At 53.8% G+C, this 23,256-nt stretch carries 21 protein-coding genes, 1 pseudogene and 1 riboswitch; of the genes and pseudogenes, 9 read left to right on the top strand and 13 right to left on the bottom strand.

All coding sequences use genetic code 11. The annotated features are described in order from the left end of the window. Positions 1-266: 266 nt before the first annotated feature. Positions 267-491 (top strand): annotated as a pseudogene (locus B157_RS0115870) (IS630 family transposase); the annotation flags it as partial. A gap of 115 nt (positions 492-606) precedes the next feature. Here B157_RS0115870 and B157_RS0115865 read toward each other — a convergent pair. The 3 genes from B157_RS0115865 to B157_RS0115855 form a co-directional block, all read right to left on the bottom strand. Continuing rightward, a complete protein-coding gene (locus B157_RS0115865; protein ID WP_020604286.1) occupies positions 607-1,062 on the bottom strand; it encodes a hypothetical protein in 456 nt (151 codons plus the stop codon). A gap of 114 nt (positions 1,063-1,176) precedes the next feature. Continuing rightward, positions 1,177-2,226, bottom strand: coding sequence for a response regulator (locus tag B157_RS0115860; protein ID WP_020604285.1), 1,050 nt, complete (start codon positions 2,224-2,226; stop codon positions 1,177-1,179). Then, a complete protein-coding gene (locus B157_RS0115855) occupies positions 2,204-3,826 on the bottom strand; it encodes a sensor histidine kinase (protein ID WP_020604284.1) in 1,623 nt (540 codons plus the stop codon). The genes B157_RS0115860 and B157_RS0115855 overlap by 23 nt, the downstream gene beginning before the upstream one ends. A 187-nt stretch (positions 3,827-4,013) precedes the next feature. Here B157_RS0115855 and B157_RS0115850 point away from each other — a divergent pair, with 187 nt between their 5' ends. Continuing rightward, positions 4,014-4,328, top strand: a complete 315-nt coding sequence (locus B157_RS0115850) for a hypothetical protein (RefSeq protein WP_020604283.1) — start codon at positions 4,014-4,016, stop codon at positions 4,326-4,328. A gap of 198 nt (positions 4,329-4,526) precedes the next feature. Here the strand turns inward: B157_RS0115850 and B157_RS0115845 are convergent, their stop codons facing one another. From B157_RS0115845 to ccoS, 7 genes are all read right to left on the bottom strand, one after another. Further along, positions 4,527-5,249, bottom strand: a complete 723-nt coding sequence (locus B157_RS0115845) for a sulfite exporter TauE/SafE family protein (protein ID WP_020604282.1) — start codon at positions 5,247-5,249, stop codon at positions 4,527-4,529. Between the two features lie 11 nt (positions 5,250-5,260). Beyond that, positions 5,261-5,692, bottom strand: coding sequence for a FixH family protein (locus B157_RS0115840; RefSeq protein ID WP_020604281.1), 432 nt, complete (start codon positions 5,690-5,692; stop codon positions 5,261-5,263). 100 nt (positions 5,693-5,792) lie between these two features. Next, a complete protein-coding gene (ccoG, locus tag B157_RS0115835) occupies positions 5,793-7,205 on the bottom strand; it encodes a cytochrome c oxidase accessory protein CcoG (RefSeq protein ID WP_020604280.1) in 1,413 nt (470 codons plus the stop codon). 12 nt (positions 7,206-7,217) lie between these two features. Continuing rightward, a complete protein-coding gene (locus tag B157_RS0115830; RefSeq protein ID WP_020604279.1) occupies positions 7,218-8,042 on the bottom strand; it encodes a cbb3-type cytochrome c oxidase N-terminal domain-containing protein in 825 nt (274 codons plus the stop codon). Next, the gene (locus tag B157_RS0115825; protein WP_020604278.1) at positions 8,039-8,230 is read right to left on the bottom strand and encodes a hypothetical protein; all 192 of its coding nucleotides are present in this window, start codon (positions 8,228-8,230) and stop codon (positions 8,039-8,041) included. Before B157_RS0115825 ends, B157_RS0115830 begins: the two co-directional genes overlap by 4 nt. A 75-nt stretch (positions 8,231-8,305) precedes the next feature. After that, the gene (gene ccoN, locus B157_RS0115820) at positions 8,306-10,486 is read right to left on the bottom strand and encodes a cytochrome-c oxidase, cbb3-type subunit I (protein ID WP_020604277.1); all 2,181 of its coding nucleotides are present in this window, start codon (positions 10,484-10,486) and stop codon (positions 8,306-8,308) included. Beyond that, positions 10,483-10,674 (bottom strand): cbb3-type cytochrome oxidase assembly protein CcoS, encoded by a 192-nt coding sequence (ccoS, locus tag B157_RS35480; protein WP_041952137.1) that lies wholly within the window; start codon positions 10,672-10,674, stop codon positions 10,483-10,485. Before ccoS ends, ccoN begins: the two co-directional genes overlap by 4 nt. Before the next feature lie 194 nt (positions 10,675-10,868). Here ccoS and B157_RS0115810 point away from each other — a divergent pair, with 194 nt between their 5' ends. Together B157_RS0115810 and B157_RS0115805 are read left to right on the top strand one after the other, a co-directional pair. Next, positions 10,869-11,261, top strand: coding sequence for a hypothetical protein (locus tag B157_RS0115810; RefSeq protein ID WP_020604275.1), 393 nt, complete (start codon positions 10,869-10,871; stop codon positions 11,259-11,261). A gap of 38 nt (positions 11,262-11,299) precedes the next feature. Further along, positions 11,300-12,049: an acyl-CoA desaturase gene (locus B157_RS0115805; RefSeq protein WP_020604274.1), complete on the top strand. Its 750-nt coding sequence runs from the start codon at positions 11,300-11,302 to the stop codon at positions 12,047-12,049. 19 nt (positions 12,050-12,068) lie between these two features. Here the strand turns inward: B157_RS0115805 and B157_RS0115800 are convergent, their stop codons facing one another. Next, the gene (locus tag B157_RS0115800; RefSeq protein WP_020604273.1) at positions 12,069-14,624 is read right to left on the bottom strand and encodes a heavy metal translocating P-type ATPase; all 2,556 of its coding nucleotides are present in this window, start codon (positions 14,622-14,624) and stop codon (positions 12,069-12,071) included. A 144-nt stretch (positions 14,625-14,768) separates the two neighbouring features. Between B157_RS0115800 and hemN the strand changes: the two genes are divergently transcribed. After that, positions 14,769-16,151, top strand: coding sequence for an oxygen-independent coproporphyrinogen III oxidase (hemN, locus tag B157_RS0115795; protein WP_026308733.1), 1,383 nt, complete (start codon positions 14,769-14,771; stop codon positions 16,149-16,151). Between the two features lie 415 nt (positions 16,152-16,566). After that, a complete protein-coding gene (locus tag B157_RS0115790) occupies positions 16,567-17,520 on the top strand; it encodes a sugar phosphate isomerase/epimerase family protein (protein WP_020604271.1) in 954 nt (317 codons plus the stop codon). 128 nt (positions 17,521-17,648) lie between these two features. Here the strand turns inward: B157_RS0115790 and B157_RS0115785 are convergent, their stop codons facing one another. Next, positions 17,649-18,419 carry an SDR family oxidoreductase gene (locus tag B157_RS0115785; RefSeq protein WP_020604270.1) on the bottom strand — a complete coding sequence of 257 codons (771 nt, stop codon included), beginning with the start codon at positions 18,417-18,419 and terminating at the stop codon, positions 17,649-17,651. 99 nt (positions 18,420-18,518) lie between these two features. Here B157_RS0115785 and B157_RS0115780 point away from each other — a divergent pair, with 99 nt between their 5' ends. The 3 genes from B157_RS0115780 (at position 18,519) to B157_RS0115770 (ending at position 22,432) form a co-directional block, all read left to right on the top strand. Beyond that, the gene (locus B157_RS0115780) at positions 18,519-19,862 is read left to right on the top strand and encodes a M16 family metallopeptidase (RefSeq protein WP_020604269.1); all 1,344 of its coding nucleotides are present in this window, start codon (positions 18,519-18,521) and stop codon (positions 19,860-19,862) included. Between the two features lie 130 nt (positions 19,863-19,992). Next, positions 19,993-21,369: a M16 family metallopeptidase gene (locus B157_RS0115775; protein ID WP_020604268.1), complete on the top strand. Its 1,377-nt coding sequence runs from the start codon at positions 19,993-19,995 to the stop codon at positions 21,367-21,369. A 91-nt stretch (positions 21,370-21,460) separates the two neighbouring features. Then, on the top strand, positions 21,461-22,432 hold the full coding sequence (locus B157_RS0115770; protein WP_020604267.1) for a lipid A deacylase LpxR family protein: 972 nt from the start codon (positions 21,461-21,463) through the stop codon (positions 22,430-22,432). Positions 22,433-22,458: 26 nt separating this feature from the next. Here the strand turns inward: B157_RS0115770 and B157_RS0115765 are convergent, their stop codons facing one another. Next, positions 22,459-22,845 carry a hypothetical protein gene (locus B157_RS0115765; RefSeq protein WP_020604266.1) on the bottom strand — a complete coding sequence of 129 codons (387 nt, stop codon included), beginning with the start codon at positions 22,843-22,845 and terminating at the stop codon, positions 22,459-22,461. Between the two features lie 163 nt (positions 22,846-23,008). Beyond that, positions 23,009-23,218, top strand: a riboswitch (cobalamin riboswitch). The last annotated feature ends 38 nt before the right edge of the window (positions 23,219-23,256 follow it).

The raw sequence follows: 23,256 nt of genomic DNA, 5'->3' as shown, positions 1-23,256 counted from the left end.
AGTAAAAAGCATATTTTTGACTTAGTTAAAATGGATATCGACCAACGTTTAACTCAACTCATTACCTTGCTAATGGGTCTGCGGCCCGCATTTCTATTTGAGTTGAAGAGTTAAGAACCCGGTGGGGCTTCAATCGGCCCATAGGTTTTGCCTGGCCCGAGCGCTAAGGTGTCCCACCGGGGTTGGTTTCTCACAGTTTGTGAGGGCTTTAAGTTACACGACTATCTTGGAATCGCACAACGGGGTAAATCTAAAGGCCCGAGCGGTTTGTTTACACACCCAAACATGGTAGTTGGCTGGACATGGCCGAAATCGAGCTATCTATTTTACAACGTGATTGTTTGAATCGACATCTGGCTACTAAAGAGTTACTGGGAGCGGAAATCAATGCGTGGCAAACGAAACGGAACGCCAAACAAGCTAAAGCTAACTGGCTGTTCACCGCCAAAGATGCCCGGATCAAGCTACACAAGTTGTACCCGACTACTTAAACTTTAAGCAACACTAGTTATACGGGTAGATACCAGACAAGTCGTTCGTAAACCCGATTTCACCCTCCGGGCCTACCTCTCAGTAGTTAGTACCAAGGCTATCAGCCCCAGACCACTATTGGACCGCCGGTGATTCCAGCGTGGTTTCATTCAGCGGTACGCTATACCCGTCGGCATATGTAGAAACGGCCGCCAGATGGGTTCGCTGGGTCGAGGTGTGGGTTATTAATTCTGTACCACACGGGCTGGGGTTGTTGTCCGTAAGCCAGTAATCGTAATGCCGAAGCAACAGATAAATGGTCAGGGCGTGTTCGGGGGTGGCAAAGAAGGGTTCAAGTGCCATTGGCCATATCTGGCTGTCACCCAACATTGACTGCCAGTTTTGTAGTAGGGTTAACGCCTTTTCTTTGACCGGACGCAGCACATCTTTATGAAGTGGTTCGTCTGGGCTAATGCTGTAAGGCAGCACAACGGTTATTCGGCAAAAATTAGTGGGCTGTCTGGTTAGCCAGGCACGAAGTAGAAGTGCCGAATCGACGGAGCCATCGGTTACGTAAAGAGCGGTTTTCATGCGCTAACGGAGAATCAGGTTGGTCTGCAAAAGTAAAATCGCTTCCTGTAGCCGGGGCTGAGTTGGGTCAGGCCACGCGCTGATACCCGTCAGTCTCCATTGCCGGGCAGGGCCTTACCAGTTGGCCCGGCGGAGTTTGTTGGGTTCCACTACCCGAAAACTACCGGAAGAATCCATCTCGATTAGCCCGTCCTGCTTAAACTCACTCAATATGCGGATTAACGATTCGGTGGCCGTACCGATCACAGCAGCCAGGTCATCGCGTGAGAGTTGAATAAGGGGGTCAGGCTGCTGCTCGTGTAGCCTCAACAGCGTGTCGGCCACACGCCGACGGAGGGAACTGTATGCCATGCCAATCAGCTGGCTTTCGCGTTCGGCCATGCGTCCGGCCAGCAGGCTGATAAATTGCCGGCTCACATCGGGATTAGTATCCATCAACTGCCGAAAATCTGTTTCGGGAATTAACACCAGTTCTGAATCGTCGAGCGTGATGGCCGAGTCGGTATAATCGGTGCCGTTGAGCAGGGCAAAATAGCCGAAGAATTCACCCGGATGATACAACCCCGTAATGAGTTCCTTACCGTCTGAGTTGGTACGAACCGTTTTTATCCGGCCTGTTTGTAAAAAAAACAACTTTGTGGGGGTATCGCCCTCCGTGTAGAGGTATTGCTTTTTACGAATGACGTGTACTTTCCGGTCGTCTGGCAGGTTCTGGAGCGTACCCACACGCCGGGCCGCGTCGTTCATAAACTCGTCCAGCCCGTTTTGTTGTAAGTCATAGTCGGCCCGCAACGTCTGAAACCGGTTCAGGCGGCCTTCCACGGCGCTGAGCAGTTCCGACTCCTCAAAGGGCTTCATCAAATAATCGTCGGCGCCAAGCTCCATGCCTTTTCGAAAGTCGGACCGTTCGCTTTTAGCGGTCAGAAAAATAAACGGAATACCCGTCAGCTGGGGGTTTTTGTTAAAAATATGGAGGACGCCGTAGCCATCCAACACGGGCATCATGATGTCGCAGATGACCAGATCGGGTTTGACTTTCAGGGCTTTCTCAACCCCGATTTTGCCGTTTTCGGCAGTATGTACCTCGTAGCCGGTCAGTTCAAGAATCTCGGCGGTGTTTTCGCGGATAACCTCGTTATCTTCAATTAACAGTATGGTTTTCATAAGGTAGGGTTATGGTGACAGTTGTTCCTTCGTTTAGTTCGCTGGTCAGGCTAACGGTACCGCCCATCAGGTCGACGTATCGACCAACGATGTGCAGTCCAAGCCCTGTTCCGTTGACGTTGGTGGCATTCTTGGCGCGAAAAAATCGCTCGAACAGATGTCGCTGATCGTCTTTTGAAATGCCCATCCCCTGGTCGGCAACGCTCAGGATTAACTGCTGCCGGACGACAGAGACAACCACCTTGATTGCCGATCCCGGTTCGGAGTACTTAATGGCATTGGAGAGTAAATTGATCAGCGTTTTCTGAAGCATCGACGGATCGAGCCAGGCGGAGTCTGGCCCGTTCAGGTGGGTTTCGATGGTTTGACCGGGTTTGAGCATAAGCCGCATATCGGCTACCGTTTCAGCTATAAACTGATTCAGTTGAACCCGCACGGGCTGTGCGACAAGTTTGCCCGCTTCCAGCTTGCCGAGCGACAGGAACTCTTCCAGAATATCGTTCAGATTTTTGACCGAACTACGAATGCGGTCGATGTGCTTTTGCCGCTTGTCCTGCTGGTCGCCACCGGGGTATTTCTCGATGAGTGTAGCCGAGGTTAGCACCGCCGTCAGAGGTGTTCTGAACTCATGGGAAGCCATCGACACAAAGCGCGATTTCAACTCCCCCAATTCCTGTTCAGCGGCTAGCGCACGGGCCAGTTCATCTTTCGACTGCTCCAGTTGCTCCAGCGTATTCATGAGTGCGTGGGTACGGTCGGCTACTTTTTGTTCGAGGGCAGAATTGAGTTGTTCAATATGGTCTTTATGCGCCAGCAGTTGCCGTTCAGATTCTTTTTTGAACGTGATGTCGATGATGTAAGCTACCACAAATAACTCTTCATCGAGCTGAAAATAACTGAGACTGATCTCTATCGGAAACACCGATCCGTCAGCGCGTTGCGCTTGCAGATCTCGGTTTTGGCCCATGGCCCGTACCTGTGGATTTTCATTGAAGGAGTGTCGGAGTTTCTTGTGGTAATGACTCACGCCTGTTGGTACGAGTTGTTCAATGGTCTGGCTCATCAGCCCATTGTCAGCGTAACCAAACAACTGATGAGCCAGCCGGTTAGCCGACACGATCTGCCCGGCCCGGTCACAAACGACGATACCAATCGTAGCGCTGGAAAAGATGGCTTCGTTCCGCCGGACGCTGTGTTCCAGGTCCCGTTCGGCCTGGTGGAGTCTCACCTGGTCGACCAGCCGGATGAGCGCGTAGGAACTGTCATGAACCGAAAATGCCGTAGTCGTGAGTTGCCCCCAGAACGTCTGTCCATCCTGTCGACGCACCTCGGTCTGTTCCTGATGGGTACCGGTTGCAATGATCCGGGCAATCAGGCTACCAAGGCTTTCGTCGTTCAGAGGTGGGTACCGGACCGAGCGTGACCGGACAGGATCATTCAGCAGAGCTGCTTCTGACGGGAAACCCAGCATCCGTACACCGGCCTGGTTAACGCGGACAAATCGCTTGTTGACCAGGTCATAGACACCCACAAACTCGTCAGTTTTCTCAAAGAGCAATTCGGTGAGTGTATTTGAATATTGTTCAGTGAGTAATGGCATGACGGACCTGAATAATTAACGAATACTTAAGGAAAACAACAGCGTACATTTTCCCGAATTTACGCCTATTTCCGGGCAAAAATCAGACAATCATCCAATCTACTGATCTACATCAGTTGCCCTGGTTTGTGAAACAGCCAATTTTATATCAACCAAAGCAACGAACAACTTCTATGCTTACGCAACTATGAAAACCAATAGAGTATTGCCCATCTTAGTTCCGGCAAAAACAGCCGTCCTACTCGTATTTTTGCCACCTGACCCTCCGCAACGGGCTGCTTTAAGAACACTGATTAACTCCTTACCTGGTTTTCCTGATGAATCATTACGTATTATCCAACTAGACGAAGCCATCTATCCCGAAGTGATACGCAGTTTCACTGTAACCCATTTACCTGCGCTTGTACTGGTGCGACAGGGTGTCGAGTTGTGGCGGTACGAAGGTATGCCTAATGATACTGTGCTCACTGCTGTTTCAAAGCAGCTTCAGGCTATTCATTAAAGTTTGATAAGCGAAAAAGCCAAATCACAAGCTGGCCCATCCATCCCAGCGGTATCGATAAAGGCTGGATTCATGGTCATAGATCTTATCGAAGAAAAATCCGCACAACCGTATGACGCAGCCAGCCTTTATTTATACAAGTCAACCCAGCATACACCCGCCAGCGAGACATTCGCACACAACCCTAAAGTTGACCACTTACCGGGCCAGCAACTTGCCGGGCCAGTTTTTGGCCGTCCCATGACACACCGGAATGTCGTCCGGATCTGATTGGCGGCTTCCAGCGCTAGGCAGGCCTACTCCGCGCACTAACAGCAACAAAGCCAGAAACAACGTAATGAGCGGGAGGTTACCCGCCATCCGTTGCCGCCATCGCACGGGTAGTCGGCTAACCAACAGTGGCACCGACAGCATGGCGGGCAGCGTTCCCAACCCGAACACCAGTAAATATACCGCTCCAGCCATTGGCGAGGGGGTTGTCAACGCACCAATCAGGGCCAGATAAACCGAGCCGCAGGGCAGCAGTCCGTTCAGAAAGCCCAACCCTGTAAACGCCCGCAGAGAAGGTTCACGCAGAAACCGACCCATCGACCGGCTTATCCATCGCCCGGGCAGGACCGTTGGCAGTTTGGCAGCATACCGCCGTAGCAGCAGCCAGATTAGTAAAAACAAGCCTGCGCCGATGGCCAGAGGCCGCTGCATTCCCACCAGCAGAAAACCCTGACCCAGACTACCCACTACCCCACCCAACCCCGCATAGGCCAGCAGCCGTGCTCCATGGTACAGCCCTACGCCCAGCTTTCGCTGCGCCAGGGGCAACCGCCCTACGGGCAGCGCCATGGCCAGGGGCCCACACATACCCACGCAGTGCAGGCTACCCGCAAACCCCGTAATCAGTGCCGTCAGGAGCCATAAAGTCATTGTTTCAGGGCTTATTCGATGAATAAATCAGTTTCGTTATAATACTCCTGCCGACCATCGGACCAGGCACACTGAACGCGCCAGTATCCTTTGGCCAGGTGTGCCGTCGATACGATTTTACGGGCCGAGTACGGCGGGGTAACAACCAGCCTCACATCGGCCCGGCGGTCGGCGGGGCGGTAAAAGGTGAGGGTTGCTTTTTGGAGTGAATCGGGCAGGGTGAAGGTCACCTGTTGCCGCTCCGGTTGGTAGCGCACCCCAATGACTACCGCAGCATGGGCCGTTCGGCGGAGTCGGTCGATTTGGTGCTGGTAGGCAATCTCGTCCTGGTAATAATCATCGCGGACGAGATCGATGCGTTCGCGGGTCATCCAATAGACCATGGTGCCGATAAACCCGGCAAAGACGATAAAGACCAGTACGATTGATTTTCCCCAGTTCATAAATTTAATGCGTGAAAGAGCGAAAAGTGAAAGAGTGAAAAGCTGGTGTAGGTGGGCTGACGCGAGTAGACGAGTGCGTCAGCTATTCACTCATTCATAATTAATTTTCCGGTCCCAGAAAGCTGGTGTCGATATGGTCGATAATTTCCCCCTCAGAAACGACCCTGATCTCGACCGGTGTACTACCTTGGCGAATGTTTTTCGCGGGTAGCGATATAAAAAACATGGTTTTGGTTTGTTCGCCGGGCCGGGCAATGGTCAGCGGCTGAACGAACCTCAGCAGTGCCCCCGGTTCACTGACCCGGAACGATACGGGCAGTTCATGATACGTTTTGTTGATAACTTCGAGGGAGTATAGGTTCGAGATGCGCCCGTCCGCTTCACGCTGAAACAACTGCCCCGGTGCCCGCAGAATTGTTACGTCCAGGGCCGGGCGACTTACCAGCAGGTAAACCAGCACCCCCACCAGGGCCAGTAGTACTCCGGAATAGGACCAAACGCGCCCCGTAATGCGAAACGGCTTCCGGGTCTCGATGCCCTGCTGCGAATCCATCCGAATCAGCCCCAACGGGCGGTCGATTTTGGTCATCACCTCGTCGCAGGCATCCATACAGGCCGTGCAGTTGATGCATTCCATCTGGGTTCCGTTGCGAATGTCGATCCCCGTTGGGCACACGTGAACGCAGAGGTTGCAGTCCACACAATCGCCTTTTGGCTGGGCGGCAACGGTGGCTTTTCTGATCTTACCGCGTGGCTCCCCCCGAATGTAATCGTAGGCGACGATGAGCGAGTGTTTGTCCAGGAGTACACTTTGCAGGCGACCGTAGGGGCAGATGGTGGTGCAGACAATTTCGCGCAGATACGCAAATACCCCGTAAAAAACGCCGGTAAAGGCCAGCATGGCGGTTAGACCGGCCATGTGCCGGGCCGGGTTATCCGTCACCAGCGGCAACCACGCATCGCGGCCGATCAGGTAAGCCAGAAAGGTATTGGCGATACCGAACGAAATCAGAAAAAAGAACAGGTGTTTAATCGCTTTTTTACTGATTTTCTCGCCCGTCCAGGGGCCGTTATCGAGTCGTTGGCGGGCCTTGTAGTCCCCTTCAATCCACGTTTCGATCCGGCGAAAGACCATCTCCATGAAAATCGTTTGCGGACAGGCCCAACCACAGAATACCCGCCCAAACACCACCGTAAATAAGGCAATGAACACAATGAAGGTGATAAGGCCAATGGCAACCAGATAGAAATCCTGCGGCCAGAACGTGACCCCGAAAAAGATAAACCGCCGTTCGAGCACGTTGAACAGAAACAGCGGATGCCCATCGACCCACACAAACGGGCCGGCAAATAAAGCAGCCAGCAGCCCCACGGCCAGAACGGTACGCCAGCGCGTAAACCGCCCCGATGTGGATTTAGAATACACCCATTGGCGTCCTCCATCCGCCCCCTGATTGGGCAGGTGCGAGCGGAAATAATCGTCCGTTACGGGACCTGGTTCTGGTGTGTTCATAATGGGTAGTTTTTACCGGGCAGCAACAGTCCGGGTGTCTGCTTTCTCGCCCTGTGGTGCTTTGGCATTGGCGGGGCTGGTACCTTGCAACGACAGGATGTAGCTGGCCACCTGCTGCACCTGAAGAGGATTAAACTGCTTTTTCCAGGACATCATGCCTTTTTCGGGTACGCCCTCGTTGATTGTATGAAACAGTGCTTTAACCGAGCCGCCGTGCAGCCAGTAGGGGTCCGTCAGATTGGGGCCAACACCCCCTTCGCCCTGCTGCCCGTGACAGGCGACGCAGTTTTGGCTAAAGAGTGCTTTACCGGCTTCGAGCGAGGGCGTATCACGCACCAGAGCCACCGTGTTCTCATTGATTGAGCCAGCCACTTTCTGGATATAAGCGGCTCGCTGCACCTCGGCAACGGCCACTTCCTGTTTGTACTCGGCAGTTTGCAGGTCACCGATGTTCAGAACGTGAAAAACCAGCAGGTAAACAACCCCAAAACCAATAGTGCTGTAGAACAGGCCCATAAACCACGGGGGCGTGGGGTTGTCGAGTTCGTAAATATCGTCGTAGGCGTGGTTCATGACCAGTTCATGCTCACGGCTCATGGGACGCATTCCCGTAATGCGCTGCCAGAATGGGCGCGGCTCGGCGGGGGGTTCAGTAACAGCCTTTGTCGTTGGTTCCAGAGCCTTGCGCAGGATGATCAGCAGGTAGATAGCCACGATGCATACGATCACCATACCCGCCAGCAGCACCAATGCCACCAGGAGCAGCAGTAGTTCCTCCCCCGACTGAACAGACCAGATGGACGGAGACGTTTGCAGTAAGACAGAGTGTATGTTCATGATTGATAGTCGGTAGCATCAGTAGGACATGAATCGCTGAGGGGCAATCGGCTCATCTGGTCGATGTGTTTTTTGTCGGCCAGCCATAAGTACAGGCCCACCAGCACAAAAAATAGAAAGAATGTCAGGAACGACCCGACCATGTACAGGTCGGCGCCGGGAATGCGGGAGATGAATTGTTTGAACATAAGGCTTGGGGCGCGGGGCTTAGGGCACGGGAGTGCAGCGTACAAAACCCTACGCTCCGCGCCACAGGCCCAACGCTATTTTTGAGATGTTTCCATTTTCTTGATATCCGTACCGAGCCGTTGCAGATAGGCGATGAGGGCCACAATTTCCCGGTCTCCACCCACCTTGATGCCATCCTGTGCCAGTTGGGCACTGATGGTTCTGGCCTGTTTACCAAGGTCATCGGTAGCGTTTCGGATGGCGACTTCGTCGTAGGGAACACCTACGCTTTTGAGCGCTTTCAGCTTGCTGGCCGTCTGCGATACGTCTAGTTCCTGCGTCAGCAGCCAGGGATAGGGCGGCATGATTGAGCCGGGCGACATCGACGCAGGTTCGCGCATGTGGTGGTAATGCCAGGCGTTGGGGTACTTCCCCCCCTCGCGGTGCAGGTCGGGGCCGGTGCGTTTGCTGCCCCACAAAAACGGGTGATCATACACAAACTCGCCCGCCTTGGAGTAGTCGCCATAGCGTTCGGTTTCGGAGCGAAACGGCCGGATCATCTGACTATGGCAGTTTACGCAGCCCTCGCGAATATACAGATCGCGGCCTTCTACTTCAAGAGCGGTATAGGGTTGCACGGCAGCAATGGTCGGTACGTTGCTCTCGACCATGAACGTGGGTACCATCTCGATAACTGTTCCAATCAGAATGACTATCAGCGAAGCCACAAGCAGTGGAATGGGCTTCCGCTCAATCCAGCGGTGCCAGTAGGTATCGTTGCCCGTGGGCGTGTAGGCTTTGGTAAGCGGCATGGCCTCGGCGGGTTCGTTGGCCATGAGCGTCCCGGCCGCCATGGTTTTGAAGAGGTTATACGCCATCATAATGGCCCCGGCCAGATACAGTACGCCACCAATGGCGCGCATCCGGTGCATGGGCAGCAACCGCAGCGTGGTTTCGAGAAAATTGCTGTAGCGCAGAGTCCCCTCCGGCGTGAACTCTTTCCACATCATCCCCTGCGTGAAGCCCGATATGTACATCGGAATGGCGTAGAACAGAATGCCGAGCGTACCAATCCAGAAGTGCGCATTGAGTAGTTTTTTTGAGAACAGGGGCGTATGGTACATCTTCGGGATGAGCCAGTATAGCATGGCAAAGGTCAGGAAGCCATTCCAGCCCAAGGCACCTACATGGACGTGCGCTACAATCCAGTCGGTGAAGTGAGCAATGCCGTTCACGTTTTTGAGCGAGAGCAGTGGCCCCTCGAAGGTGGCCATACCGTAGGCAGTCAGGCCCACGACCATAAACTTCAGAATGGCATCTTCCCGCACTTTGTCCCAGGCTCCGCGCAGGGTGAGCAGGCCGTTGATCATGCCGCCCCACGAAGGTGCAATGAGCATGATGGAAAACACCACGCCCAGCGACTGCGCCCAGTCGGGCAGCGAACTGTAGAGCAGGTGGTGCGGTCCGGCCCAGATGTAGATGAAAATCAGGGCCCAGAAGTGCAGAATCGACAGTTTATAGGAGTAGATAGGTCGATTGGCCATTTTAGGCAGAAAATAGTACATCATGCCCAGATAGGGCGTGGTTAGAAAAAACGCCACCGCATTGTGACCGTACCACCATTGCACCAGCGCGTCCTGCACCCCGGCGTAGAGCGAATAGCTTTTAAGAAAGCTGACCGGCACGGCCATCGAGTTGACAATGTGCAGCACGGCAACCGTTACGAAAGTGGCAATGTAGAACCAGATGGCCACATACAGGTGCCGTTCGCGCCGTTTGATGATGGTACCGAACATGTTGATGCCAAACACAACCCAGATCAGCGTAATGGCGATGTCGATGGGCCATTCGAGTTCGGCATATTCTTTAGAGCTCGTCATCCCCAGCGGCAGCGTAGCTACTGCCGAAAGGATAATGAGTTGCCAGCCCCAAAAATGGATTTTGCTGAGCATGTCCGAATACATGCGGGCTTTGCAGAGCCGCTGGAGTGAGTAATACACACCCATAAAAATGGCGTTCCCCACGAAGGCAAAAATAACGGCGTTGGTGTGCAGGGGCCGGATGCGTCCGAAGGTAGTGTACTGGCTACCCAGGTTAGCGGCCGGGTAAAACAACTGGGTAGCGGCAAGCAGGCCCACGACCATTCCGATGATACCCCAGATGATGGTGGCAATGGCGAAGTCGCGGACAGTGCGGTTGTCGTAGGCAAAGCGGTCGGGGCTAACGGATTGCGGGTGGCGGACGGTGAGGGGCGGTAATTCGATGGATGCGTTCATGACTTGGAAACGGTCGGGTTTGTTTCGGTGAGCGATGGATTGGACAGCGGTTCGTCATCGGTCAGTATGCGCAGCGAGGGCGTATATAAATCATCCTGCTGACCGGTACGGAGCGACCACACAAACGCCGCCAGAAACCCCAGGGCCATTGTCAGACTAATTCCGATCATAAAGAATAGTACGTGCATGAGTAAGGGCGTATAAGTACCTGATGCAAACATACCAGACACCCGCCCCGGGCGGGATGAGACAGGTCAGGTGCCCGCCTGATTACGGTCAGGTACAGCCCCCTGGCTGACCAGAATCAGCCCGACATCTGCTGCGCGTCAGGATAAGGCTACCAACGCCGGGGGAATATTGTCCGTCCATTAACGCAACGACGATGACCCATTCATTCGATACCCTGTATACCTGCCGTCAGCTTCATCTGCGCTGGGCCGGTACCCTCCTCGCCAGCGAAGGCGAAGTCGATCAGTTACTATCGCTCCTGACCGACCTGACCGACCCCGCCACGCCCCGGAATCCGGCCCGGCTCACCGCCTTATCGGGCCAGTTGCAGCAGCTTAAGACCCGCATCTATCAGCTTCGCAGCGAAGTAGTCTGTAGCGGGGGGCTTTGCTCCCTGCCCCAGCCGCCCCAACCCTGCCCCGATACCCATTTCGTCGCCAGAACAGGGAAGCATGATCCCATCACCGATTTAGCCACTGAATGTTCTGGCGTTCAGGATCGCTGCCAGGCCGTACTCAGCGAATTGATGGGGCTGAATTTGATTTGAAGAAGATTTATACCTTGTTACTCACCGTCTCCGTTTTCATGCTTATTATCGCTTTTTTTGCCGCGCACTGGTACACATCGGTGCTGATGCAGACGTTTTTTCTCCACCGCTACGCGGCCCACCAGATGTTCACGATGAGTCCGCGCTGGGAAAAATTTTTCTACACCCTCACGTTCATTACGCAGGGATCGTCTTTTTTGAGTCCACGTGCCTACGGCATCATGCACCGGCTCCACCACGCTCACGCCGACACCGAAGCCGACCCGCACTCGCCGGAATTTTCCAAAAACCTGTTCGACATGATGTGGAAAACCAGGATTTATTACAACGACATCCTCAACAACCGTGACCAGATTGCCGCCCGCTTCAAAAAAGGCGTTCCCAACTGGCGGTTTATGGAACGGCTCGGCGACCGATGGCTGGTGCGGCTGGGCTGGATGGTGGCCTACACGCTTATCTACGTTGCTTTTGCGCCCTCATTCTGGTTTTTTCTGCTCCTGCCGGTGCATTTTTTGATGGGACCGGTACACGGAGCGATTATCAACTGGTATGCCCACCGCTACGGCTACACTAACTTTGCGGTGAACGATACGGCCAGAAACCTACTGCCGTTCGATTTTTTGATGATGGGCGAATCGTACCACAACAATCACCATAAATTTGGCGGGCGGGCCAACTTCGGCGGGTTCCGCTGGCACGAATTCGACCCGGCCTACCCGCTCATCCGGTTGCTCGATAAGGTGGGCGTTATCCGGCTCCGCACCGGCCGCGACGAAGCGTACATGTAACCCCGATATCAATACAGAGTTAGTCCGTGCCCCGTATGGGTCCGGACAGCGTAGCGTCGGTTGAAAAACGCCCTTCCCCCCACCGCATCCCCACCGTAGCAATCAGCACCATCGTGGCTGAACTGAGCGGCATCAGTACGGCGGCTACGATGGGCGAGAGGTGCCCCGCTGCCGCAAACGATAATCCCACCACATTATATAGGAGCGATACGCCGAAACTAACCCGGATCAGGCGCAGACCAAAACGGCTATACCGCAGAAATTCGGGTAGTTGCGGTAGCGAATCGCTCTCCAGAATGGCATCACTCGCGGGTGTGAACCGGAGGGTATTATCCGTGACGGCAATGCCCACGTCGGCCTGTTTGAGCGCACCGGCATCATTCAGCCCGTCGCCCACCATCAGCACCCGGTGGCCACGCTCCTGCAAGGCCCGGATAAAGCGAAGCTTATCATCGGGGCTGCACCCGAACTGCATCGCCGAATCGGCAAACCAGGGTCGTAAGTCAGCGCGGGCGGAATCGGTGTCGCCCGACAGCAGATACAGGTTGAGGTTACTCCGGTTAAGGGCCGTGAGCATCGTGGTTAGGCCGGACCGGAGTTGGGAAGCCAGCTGGAAATACCCCCGGTAGCCCCCCTCGATACGGACGTGTACCACCGACGAGTCAGTTTGTCCGGTGGGGGCATCGGTAAACCCGGCACTCCCTACTTTTACGATCCGGTCGTCGACCAGGCCTACCAGCCCCTGCCCGGGCAATTCGGTAATCTCTTCCGTCAGAACGGGTGGACAATCGCCCAGCGACTGCGCCAGCCGTCGGCTAAGCGGGTGCGCCGACTGTACGACCAGCGACCGGATCATGGCCCGCTCGAAATCAGTCAGAGGGGGCGAGAATACTTCGGCAACGCCCCCCGTATTCGCCTGTCTTTTCGTTTTAGGTTGTTGCGGATCGGTGCCCCGATTCGCTCTGGTTAGGTGTTCCGGTTCGCCCGTTCCCTGGGTCAGTGTACCGGTTTTATCGAAAACAACGGTGTCGCAGTGTGTTAGTTGTTCGATCACATCGGCATTTTTGAGATACAGGCCCCGTTTGCCCAGCAGCCGAAGCCCATGACCCAGAGCTACCGGATACGACAATGACAACACGCAGGGGCAGGCCACGATCAGAATAGCCGTAAAGGCATTGACCGCCGTACCGGGTTGCTCCATCCAGCCATACCAGTACGAACCCACGAGGGTAGCTATAATCAGCACGCTGACGGTAAAATACGTCCCCACGGCATCGGCAAAGCTTTTGGTTAAATTGGCTTTTTCCGGGCTAAACGCTTCGTTGTTCCAGAGTTGAGTGAGGTAGCTCTGCGACATGTTTCGGACGAGTTCGAGGTCGATGCTGCCGCCAGTTTGTCGCCCGCCCGCGTAAAGTAACGCCCCCGTCGTTTTGGGTTCCGGCTCCGACTCGCCCGTTACAAACGAATAGTCGATCAGGCCCGTTCCCCGGTACAGCAGCCCGTCGGCAGGAATCAGCTCACCGTGCCGCACCCGAATACGGTCGCCTTTTCTGAGATCAGCTACCGGGACTGGTGCGTCCTGTTCCCCCTCACTACCGCCCGTCAGTCGCGACACGGCCAGTGGGAAATAGGATTTATAGTCGCGCTCGAACGATAGAAAATCGTAGGTGCGCTGCTGAAACCATTTACCACACAGCAAAAAGAAAACCAGACCCGTAACAGAGTCGAAATACCCCGCCCCACCCAGCGCCAGCACCTCGTAGGTTCCCCGGAAATAAGCTACTAAAATACCCAGCAGAATAGGTACATCGATGTTGATCTGGCCCCGGCGCAGGCTTTTCCAGACCGACGTAAAATAGCCCGAACCCGAATAAAATACGACGGGCGTGGCCAGGAGCAGGTTGAGCAGCCCGAAGAGGTGTTTAAAGTTCGGATCATCGAGACCGAGGTAGTCGGGAAAGCTGAACAGCATGACATTACCCGCGCAGAACCCCGCCACCGCCAGTCGGTACAGCAGAGAGCGATACGCAGGCTTAGCGCCTTCTTTCACCACATCATTTAGACTGATGAGCGGTTCGTAGCCCAGCGAGGTGAGCCGCTCGACCACCTGCCGCAGTGACACCTGCGCCGGGTCATAAACCAGATGCACCTGCTTTTTAAGGAAATCGACGCGGGTCTGGGTAATGCCCGGTTCGAGCCGGTAAAAGTGTTCGAGCAGCCACAAACAGGATGAGCAGTGAATGGCGGGCACAAAAAAAGTAACGTGCGCCACATGTTCGCCCTTAAAATCGAGCAACTGGGCAATCACGTCGGCATGGTCCAGATAAGCCAGCCGGTCAAGTTGGGGCGTGGTGCCGGAGGCTGGTTCGACCAATGTGCCCGGTGCAGGATTTAAGGTGTAGTATTGGCAAAGCTGATGTTCGCTGAGCAGCGCGTACACCTCCCGGCAGCCGGTGCAGCAAAAAGATTTACCCTGAAAAAGCACGGGGTCAGCACCGGGCAAACAGAGCGTTCCGCAGTGGTAACAGGGCGTGGTAGTAGCAAGGGTTTCGGCAGGGGCAGAGACGGGAGCCATAGTTGGAATGATTTCCCCAAAAGTGGCCGGATTTTGTCGGACAGGTGCTGACATACATCAGCTATCGACCTGATGCTGATGGGTAACTACCCCAACAAACCGGACGATTTTTGCAGGCATCGATTCGTTACTGCGCGTATCTGTATGAGCCCTTCCCTGATTGCCAAATACACTATAGCCGGACCGCGCTATACCAGTTATCCCACCGTCCCGTTCTGGAACACGGATAACTTTTGCTACCACGAATGGCAGCAGCGACTCATCACGACCTTTGCCGACACCAACGCCCGCCAGGGAATCAGCCTGTACATTCACCTGCCTTACTGTGATAGTTTATGCACCTTCTGCGCCTGTCATAAACACATTACCCGCAATCACGATGTGGAAAGATCCTACATCGACGCGCTACTGACTGAATGGCAACTGTATATTGAGTTAATTGCCCAACAGCACGGACCGGAACGACCCCGGATTGCCGAACTACACCTCGGGGGCGGTACACCGAGTTTCTTTTCACCCCATGAACTTCGGCGGTTGTTAACGGGCCTGTTTCGCTACGCCGACCCAACAGATCAGCCCGACTACGGCTGGGAAGGTCACCCCAATAACACCACGCCCGAACACCTGCAAACATTGTACAACTTCGGCTTTCGGCGGGTAAGTTTTGGGGTACAGGATTACGACCCGGTGGTGCAGCAGGCCATTCACCGGGTTCAGCCCTTTGCGAATGTCCGGCGCGTGACGGAGCAGGCCCGGGCCATCGGCTACACCTCCATCTGCCATGACCTGATATTTGGTCTGCCCCGGCAAACGCCCGGCTCGGTGCGCCACACCATCGGGCAGACACTGGCACTGCGACCCGACCGGATTGCGTACTACGCATACGCCCACGTACCTTGGCTAAAAGGAACGGGGCAGCGCAGTTTTGACGAGAGTGACCTGCCTTCTGGCATACAGAAACGGTTGCTCTACGAAACGGGCCGTGACCAGCTCGAACGAGCCGGGTACACCGAGATTGGCATGGATCACTTCGCGCTGGCCCACGACCCACTCCACCAGGCTATGCAGGCCGGTACGCTGCACCGTAACTTTATGGGCTATACCACCCGGCAAACCACGCTGCTGATTGGGTTGGGCGCATCGGCCATTGGCGACACAGGCGCGGCTTTTTCGCAGAACATAAAAGAAATAGCGACCTATCTCCGAATCGTGCAAAGCGGTCAGCTACCACTCCTGCGCGGACACCTGCTTACGGCAGAAGACCAGTTTATACGGGGGCAGATTCTGAACCTGATGTGCCGTTTTCGTACCTCCTGGAAGCCTACCGACTGGAGTGAGCCGACCTGGGACATGCTGGAACCGCGCCTGAACGAACTGGCTGCCGATGGCCTGATTGACTACGACGACACGGCGCTATGGATTCGTCCGGCGGGTCGCCCCTTTCTGCGTACAATCTGCATGGCCATCGACCCGTCCATGCACCAACCCTGCTCATCTGCCCGGCCTGTTTTTTCCCAAACCGTCTGACCCCGAACCTGTTCTGCCAGCAGGGAAATATCGATTATGCGGGCCATGCGCTCCGTTTCACCTTCCACAAAAGCCGTCCGATCAACCGTGTTCTGACGGGATCATCCTCCGCAAACTGACGTTGTTGGTATTTACAGACGAAAGCTTCCATACACTTCTTCATCGGGCAGGGCGGGGGTGAAGTGATTAGCAGCGCCTTGTTCATGCCCATGAAGCTGTTAAACTGGAATCATCCATCCCTCAACACCATTGACCTGAAAATCAACCTATTGATTGACAGAGGTAAATTACAATTAAATTCCAGGCCATTGTTTTCACGTTGAAATTGTGTTGGTGAAGTACCAACAAGCAGTAGGTTTACACGCATTGCTCGTTTACTGTAGTAGTCAAAAAACGCCTGAATCCTACTTCGTTCATGTCACCATCCGTAACCCGTCGCCAAACGCTGGCTCTGTTAACAGCCTCCGCCGGCGCAACCCTGGCTCCCACTTCAGCAACCGCCGAAACGGTATCAACTGCCCCTGCGGCTCAGTCGCCATTCACCCTCTCCCTGAACATGAGTACCATTCGGGGGCACAAGCTGGGCTTTGTAAAAGAACTGGAAACTGCGGCTAAAGCAGGGTTTAAAGCCGTTGAAATCTGGATCGAAACCTTACAAACCTATCTGGCCAGTGGGGGCACACTGCCCGAAGCGCGTAAGCGATTGAGTGATCTGGGCATTACCGTAGAGAACGCCATTGGGTTTGCGCCCTGGATTGTGGATGACGAAGCCACCCGTGCTAAAGGACTTGAGCAAATGAAGCGGGAAATGGACCAGCTAGCCCAAATTGGCTGCAAACGGGTTGCCACCCCCCCTATCGGTGCCCAATCGCCGGGGAGCCCTAAAATAGATCTGTACAAAGCCGCCGAACGGTACCGGGCTGTTCTGGACATTGGCGACAAAACGGGCGTGGTACCACAGCTGGAACTGTGGGGTTTTTCGCCTAACCTGAACCGCTTGGGCGAAGTGATGTTTGTAGCTATTGAAAGCGGCCACCCTTCTGCACGGGTACTACTGGATATCTATCACCTCTACAAAGGCGGCTCCGGCAATACGATGCTGCCCCTGGTCGGCAAGCCCGCTATCGAGGTATTTCACGTAAACGACTACACCGCCGACTTCACTCAGGAGAAAATCACCGATGCCGACCGGGTATATCCCGGCGATGGTATTGCGCCCCTCAAGGAAACCCTGAAACTCATCAAGCGCACCGATAAACCCATCGTACTGTCGCTGGAAGTGTTCAACAAGAAATACTACGCCCAGGATGCGCAGATCGTAGCCAATACGGCCATGGCAAAAATGAAAGCGATGGTCGCGGGTGTATAAAGAGTCATTGGTGGTCATTCATTGTCATTCGCTTCGCGGTTATCGGTTATCATTTATAGGCAGAATTTGGCACCACGAATGATAATGAATGACGATTAATGACTGCGAAGCGAATGACAATATCAATGTCAATACGCCCAGGCCATCAGCCCGCCGTCCACCGAAATGGTCTGCCCCGTCACATAGCCCGATGCGGGCATGCACAGGAACGAAACGACCGAAGCGACTTCTTCCGGTTCGCCCACCCGGTTCATGGGCGTGCGTTTCAGAATACCCGCCAGTTTTTCGGGGTTAGTGAGTACGGGTGTTGCCAGGGGGGTATTGATGTACCAGGGAGCTACCGCATTCACCCGAATGCCATCCGCAGCCCACTCCACGGCGAGGTTACGCGTCAATTGCAGCATGGCCGCTTTGGTCATACCGTACAGCGACCCGCTGCTGGTATGCGCCAGCCCGGACACTGACGACACCATCACAATTCTGCCCATTCCCGACGATTTGAGCAATGGGTAAGCCGCCTGGGTCAGTTCATAAGCCGAGCGCATATTAGTATTCAGTACGTGGTCATAGTCAGCCGGACTATAATCCACCGTAGGTTTCCGAATGTTCGTTCCGGCATTATTGACCAGAATATCCAGCGTATCACCCGTTTGGTAGAGGGCCGCAATGATAGCACTAGCCGCACCTGGCTGGCTTACATCTGCGGCAATCCCCCCCACATCGTGCCCCTGATGCCGGTAATCGGTAAGCTGCTGTTGAAGCAGCGCGTTATCACGCGCAACGATAAATACCGACGCGCCGAGGTCAAGAAACTGACGAACGATGGCTTCGCCGATGCCTTTTGTGCCACCCGTTACGAGGGCGCGTTGGCCGCTTAGCGACCAGAGAGACTGATTCATAATGGTCAGGTAATGTGTCTTTCTGCAAACCTACGCAGCCGGTTTATGGTAATATGCCCGCTCGCTACTATTTTTAACGTTTTCAGACAAACTAATCTCATGAAGATACGAATCGGGTTATTGGTCGTATTAAGTACCACCCTGAGTGTGGCACTGGCACAGAATAAGCCCAAAGCGGAAGATGTTCAGACCTTCACGCTCAAAAACGGCATGAAATTCATGGTTCTTGAAGACCATTCGATTCCCAATGCCAATTTCTATACGTTCTGGAAGGTGGGTTCCCGCAACGAAGTACACGGCATTACGGGGCTATCTCACTTTTTTGAGCACATGATGTTCAATGGGGCGAAAAAATACGGTCCCAAACAATTCGACCGTACCATGGAGGCTAATGGCGGCTCGAACAATGCCTATACCACCGAAAACACAACCGTTTATACAGACTGGTTTCAGAGCGGTGCCCTCGAAACGATATTCGACCTCGAAGCCGACCGTATCCGCGACCTCGCCATTGATTCCAGCATGGTGGAGAGTGAACGTGGTGTCGTCTTATCGGAGCGGAGTACCGGTTTGGAAAACAGTAACTACCGGGTGCTGAGTGAGCTGGTTGGCGCAACGGCCTTCGTTGAGCACCCATACATGTTTCCGGTCATTGGGTTCGAATCCGACATCAAACGCTGGACTCAGGCCGACCTCGAAAAATACTTCAAAACGTATTACTCCCCCAACAACGCGGTGGCCGTTGTGGTGGGCGATGTGACGCCTGCCCAGGTAAAAAAACTGGCTGAACAATACCTGGAACCCATTCCGGCTCAGAAATTACCCGACAGTCTGCGCACGGTAGAACCCCCGCAAAATGGCGAACGCCGGGCAACCACCTACAAGGACATTGCCACCCCGAATATTCTGCTGGCTTATCACATACCGGCTACCCGTCATCCGGATTACTACGCACTTGATTTGCTGAGTGGGGTGCTGAGCTCGGGTAATTCCTCCCGTCTGGTGAAGTCGCTGGTACTGGATTCAACCCTGGCATCGCGGGTGTTTACCAACGTAGAGCTATCGTTCGACCCAGGCCTGTTTACCATTTATGGTATTGCCGCCAATGGTATTTCGGCCGAAAAACTGGAACATTCGATCGAGTATCAGATTGACCGGATTATAACTGAAGGAATTACCGATACCGAACTCCAAAAGCTAAAAAATCAGAAGCTGATGGAGTTTTACCGGACGATGGAAAGCATCAACGGTAAGGCGAACTCGCTGGGTACGTACGAACTGTTTTTCGGCGATTACAAAAAGTTATACGAGGCACCGGCCCTCTATAATAAGGTAACGAAAGAGGATATTCAGCGGGTGGCGAAAACGTACCTGACCAGCCGAAATCGTACCGTAGGCTACCTGCTGCCCGAACCGAAAACCAATCCATCAAAAAACAACTGATTCCAATTCGGGACTATTACGTCTTTTCAGGACTTACATTCTAAGCGATTTTTGCATCCCGACGCAGGAGGGATCTCAAGTGTTAGGATAATTCAAGATCCCTCCTGCGTCGGGATGACAAAAAAACTTCATGAAACAGATACCCCTAATTATTCTAGCCCTGTTGCTCACAGGTGCTTCCTGGGCGCAAACGTTCAAACTGCCCCCTTTCCAGAAGTTCAAACTTAAGAATGGGCTAACCGTCTACCTGATGGAACAGCATGAGGTACCGCTCATCAACGTGTCGGCGGTGTTCGATGCAGGCGCCGTGCAGGATGGGAATCGCTACGGATTGGGCAACATGACTGCCGAAGCGCTGTTGTTCGGGAGTGCAACGTACACGAAGGCGCAACTGGAAGAAAAAGTGGAGTATGTGGGTGCCAGCCTTGATACCTACGCGGGCAAAGAAACGGCAAAACTAACCGCTTCGTTTGCCGTAAAAGATGCCGATTTACTGTTCGGCATTATCCAGGATGTACTGACTAAACCCACCTTCAACCAGGCTGAATTTGACAAGTATAAGCAGCGGCAACTGCTCCAGTTAACGCAGCAGAAGGAAAGCCCCAGGAACGTAATTAATTCGTATTTCAACAAGTTTCTGTTCGAGGGCCATCCATATGCCAATCCCATCACCGGTACCCCAACGGCCGTATCAGCTATTACGGCGGCCGATGCCCGGCAGTTTTACCAGAAAAACTACACCACCGATCGGGCCGCCATTGCCATCGTGGGTGACTTCGATACGGCCGCTATGAAAAAACGCATTACGGACCTGTTCGGAAGCTGGAAAACGGCAGCTGCCACCTCGCCCGCTATTTCGGAGCCAACGGTTGCGTTCGACAAAAGCCGGGTACTGCTGGTGAATAAGGATGATGCCCGCGAAACCACCTTCCTTATTGGCGGCAAAGGCATCACGCAGAGTAACCCCGATTTTATTCCCGTCACGGTGGTCAACACCATTCTGGGCGGACGCTTTACGTCGTGGCTAAATGATGCCCTGCGGGTCAATTCAGGCCTGACGTATGGCGCGGGAAGTCGATTTAGCACGCTTCGCAAAAGTGGTACGTTTGCGATTTCAACCTTCACCAAAGTGAGCACCACCACTGAAGCCATCGACATGGCTGTACAGGTGCTGGATAGTTTGCACCGAACGGGCATCGACGAAAAAGCCCTTACATCGGCTAAAAACTACGTAAAAGCCGATTTTCCCCCTCGCTACGAGTCGGCCAGCGAACTGGCAGGTCTACTGACGGATATGTTCAGTTTAGGGTTCGATGAATCGTTCATCAATAATTTCCAGAAGAATGTTGACGGTATTACGGTCGCTAAAACCCGCCAGATTATCGACCAGTATTTTCCGAAAAACAACCTTCAGTTTGTACTCGTTGGCAAAGCAGATACCATTCGGGACAAAGTCAAAAAGTACGGTACCATTACCGAAAAGGAAATAAAAGCCGACGGGTTTTGATTAATCAGAAATAAATCTTTGACAAAGCTGGTAACGCGGTTAGCCAGGAAACTATACGATCAGCTTTGTCAAAGTTGGCAACTGGTTTATCATGCAAACTATTAAAACCTATCTGGCCCTTTCGGCGTGGTTAGTTCCCCTCCTGGGTATAGCACAACGCATCGACAATACAGCCTCGTTCCGGCAAACGGGATCGGATAAGTCTATTCGCCTGCATTACGACAACGACCTTTTCACTGGCACCGATTACTACTACACCCAGGGGTACACTATTGAAGTCGTTCATCCGGCTCTTCGAAAAAACCCACTTACCCGATTGCTTCCCAACGTAAAAGGTAGTCAGACACCGTACGGACTGGCCTTTGAGCATTTGGGATTTACGCCAACGTCAATTCGGAGCAACACTATTTTGGTGGGTAACCGACCATTTGCGGCTTGTATGGTGCTCAAATCATTCAGTGTATCGACCGATACGCTGCGCCGGGCCAGGGTGTCGTCGGTGTTGAGTACGGGTATGGTGGGGCCGGTTGCCCTGGGAAGCGAAATCCAGACAGCCCTTCATCGGCTCACAAACGGGGTTGAACCGCACGGCTGGCAGTATCAGATCCGGAATGACGTTATCCTGAATTATACCCTCAGTTACGAAAAACAAGTTTATGCCTATCGTCATGCACTGTCGGTAAGTGCTATGGGGCAGGCCCAGGCTGGTACGTTCTCGGATAGGTTGCAAGGGGGTATTGTGGTAATGACAGGGCAATTCGATTCTCCGTTTGGCCCTGCTCCGAACCGCCGTCGGTTACCGTGGCAACTGTATGTTTATGCCCAGCCCATGATCAGTTTGGTGGGCTACGATGCTACCCTGCAGGGCGGCCTGTTCAATCGAAGTAGTCCATACGTGATTCCGACCGACCATCTGACGCGTACTACGCTCCAGACGAACATTGGCGCGGTGTTCACGTACAAAAAGTTGTACCTGGAATACTACCAGTCAGCGCTAAGCCGCGAATTTGAAACGGGCCTGTCGCACCGCTGGGGTGGGGTAAAAATGGGTCTATTGTTCTGAAAGAATCGCGCCGTACCAGGCATCCACTAGCTATATCGCTCGGCAAAGCGACTGATACGTTCGTTGTATTGATCGAGCATCGCATCATCAACTGACTCGGCCTGCTCCAGTTCAAACCGGAGAAAATCAATCCGGTCAGCCCCTTCGATCATGCCTTCGAACTTGAGTTCCTCTTCCACCCATTCCGCCGTTTTCTGTAGATCAACGGCCTGAGCAAGAACGGCCTGAACAATAGCCGTTGTCCGGTCCGGGTCCTGCGTCGTCAGGAGCAGCGTACGGATGGCCATTGTATAGTCAGCGTACGTCAGTCCCCGGACTGGTAATTCAGCACGAACCCATTGCACGGTTAGTGTCTGAATCAATTCTTTGCAGGGCGGGCTTTCGAGATCGTTGGGGCGAATACGTCGGTTCACGGGTCAAATATACGAATTTGGCACCAAGCCATTTCGAAAGAGACGGTTACGACCGGAAAGCAACCTCCCCCGACAAACCAACAAGAATGACAATAGCACTAGCTAGTCGAGTTATCAGGCGACCGAATGGCAGCGGGCATCACTATTTCCAAAATTTCCGTTACTTTTGCCCTGAGTTTTCGGTGCCTGATGTCGTATCATAGCGACTTTCAAGGCTTAAAAGGGAAGTTGGTGTGACGCCAGCGCTGTCCCCGCAACTGTAAGTCTCTTACCCAATCCGTTCAACCTACATGGTCACTGTGCTTACAATCAGCACGGGAAGGCCCGAACCGATGAGACGAGCCAGGAGACCTGCCGACAACCATTCGTTGTTCCGGTGTTCGGAGGAAACACCCCAACCGCGTGCTGATA

It is taken from the genome of Spirosoma spitsbergense DSM 19989 (assembly GCF_000374085.1).
GTDB classification, from domain to species: domain Bacteria; phylum Bacteroidota; class Bacteroidia; order Cytophagales; family Spirosomataceae; genus Spirosoma; species Spirosoma spitsbergense.
Note: the sequence above shows the minus strand (reverse complement) of the source record. Positions and strands in the feature narration are given on the sequence as shown.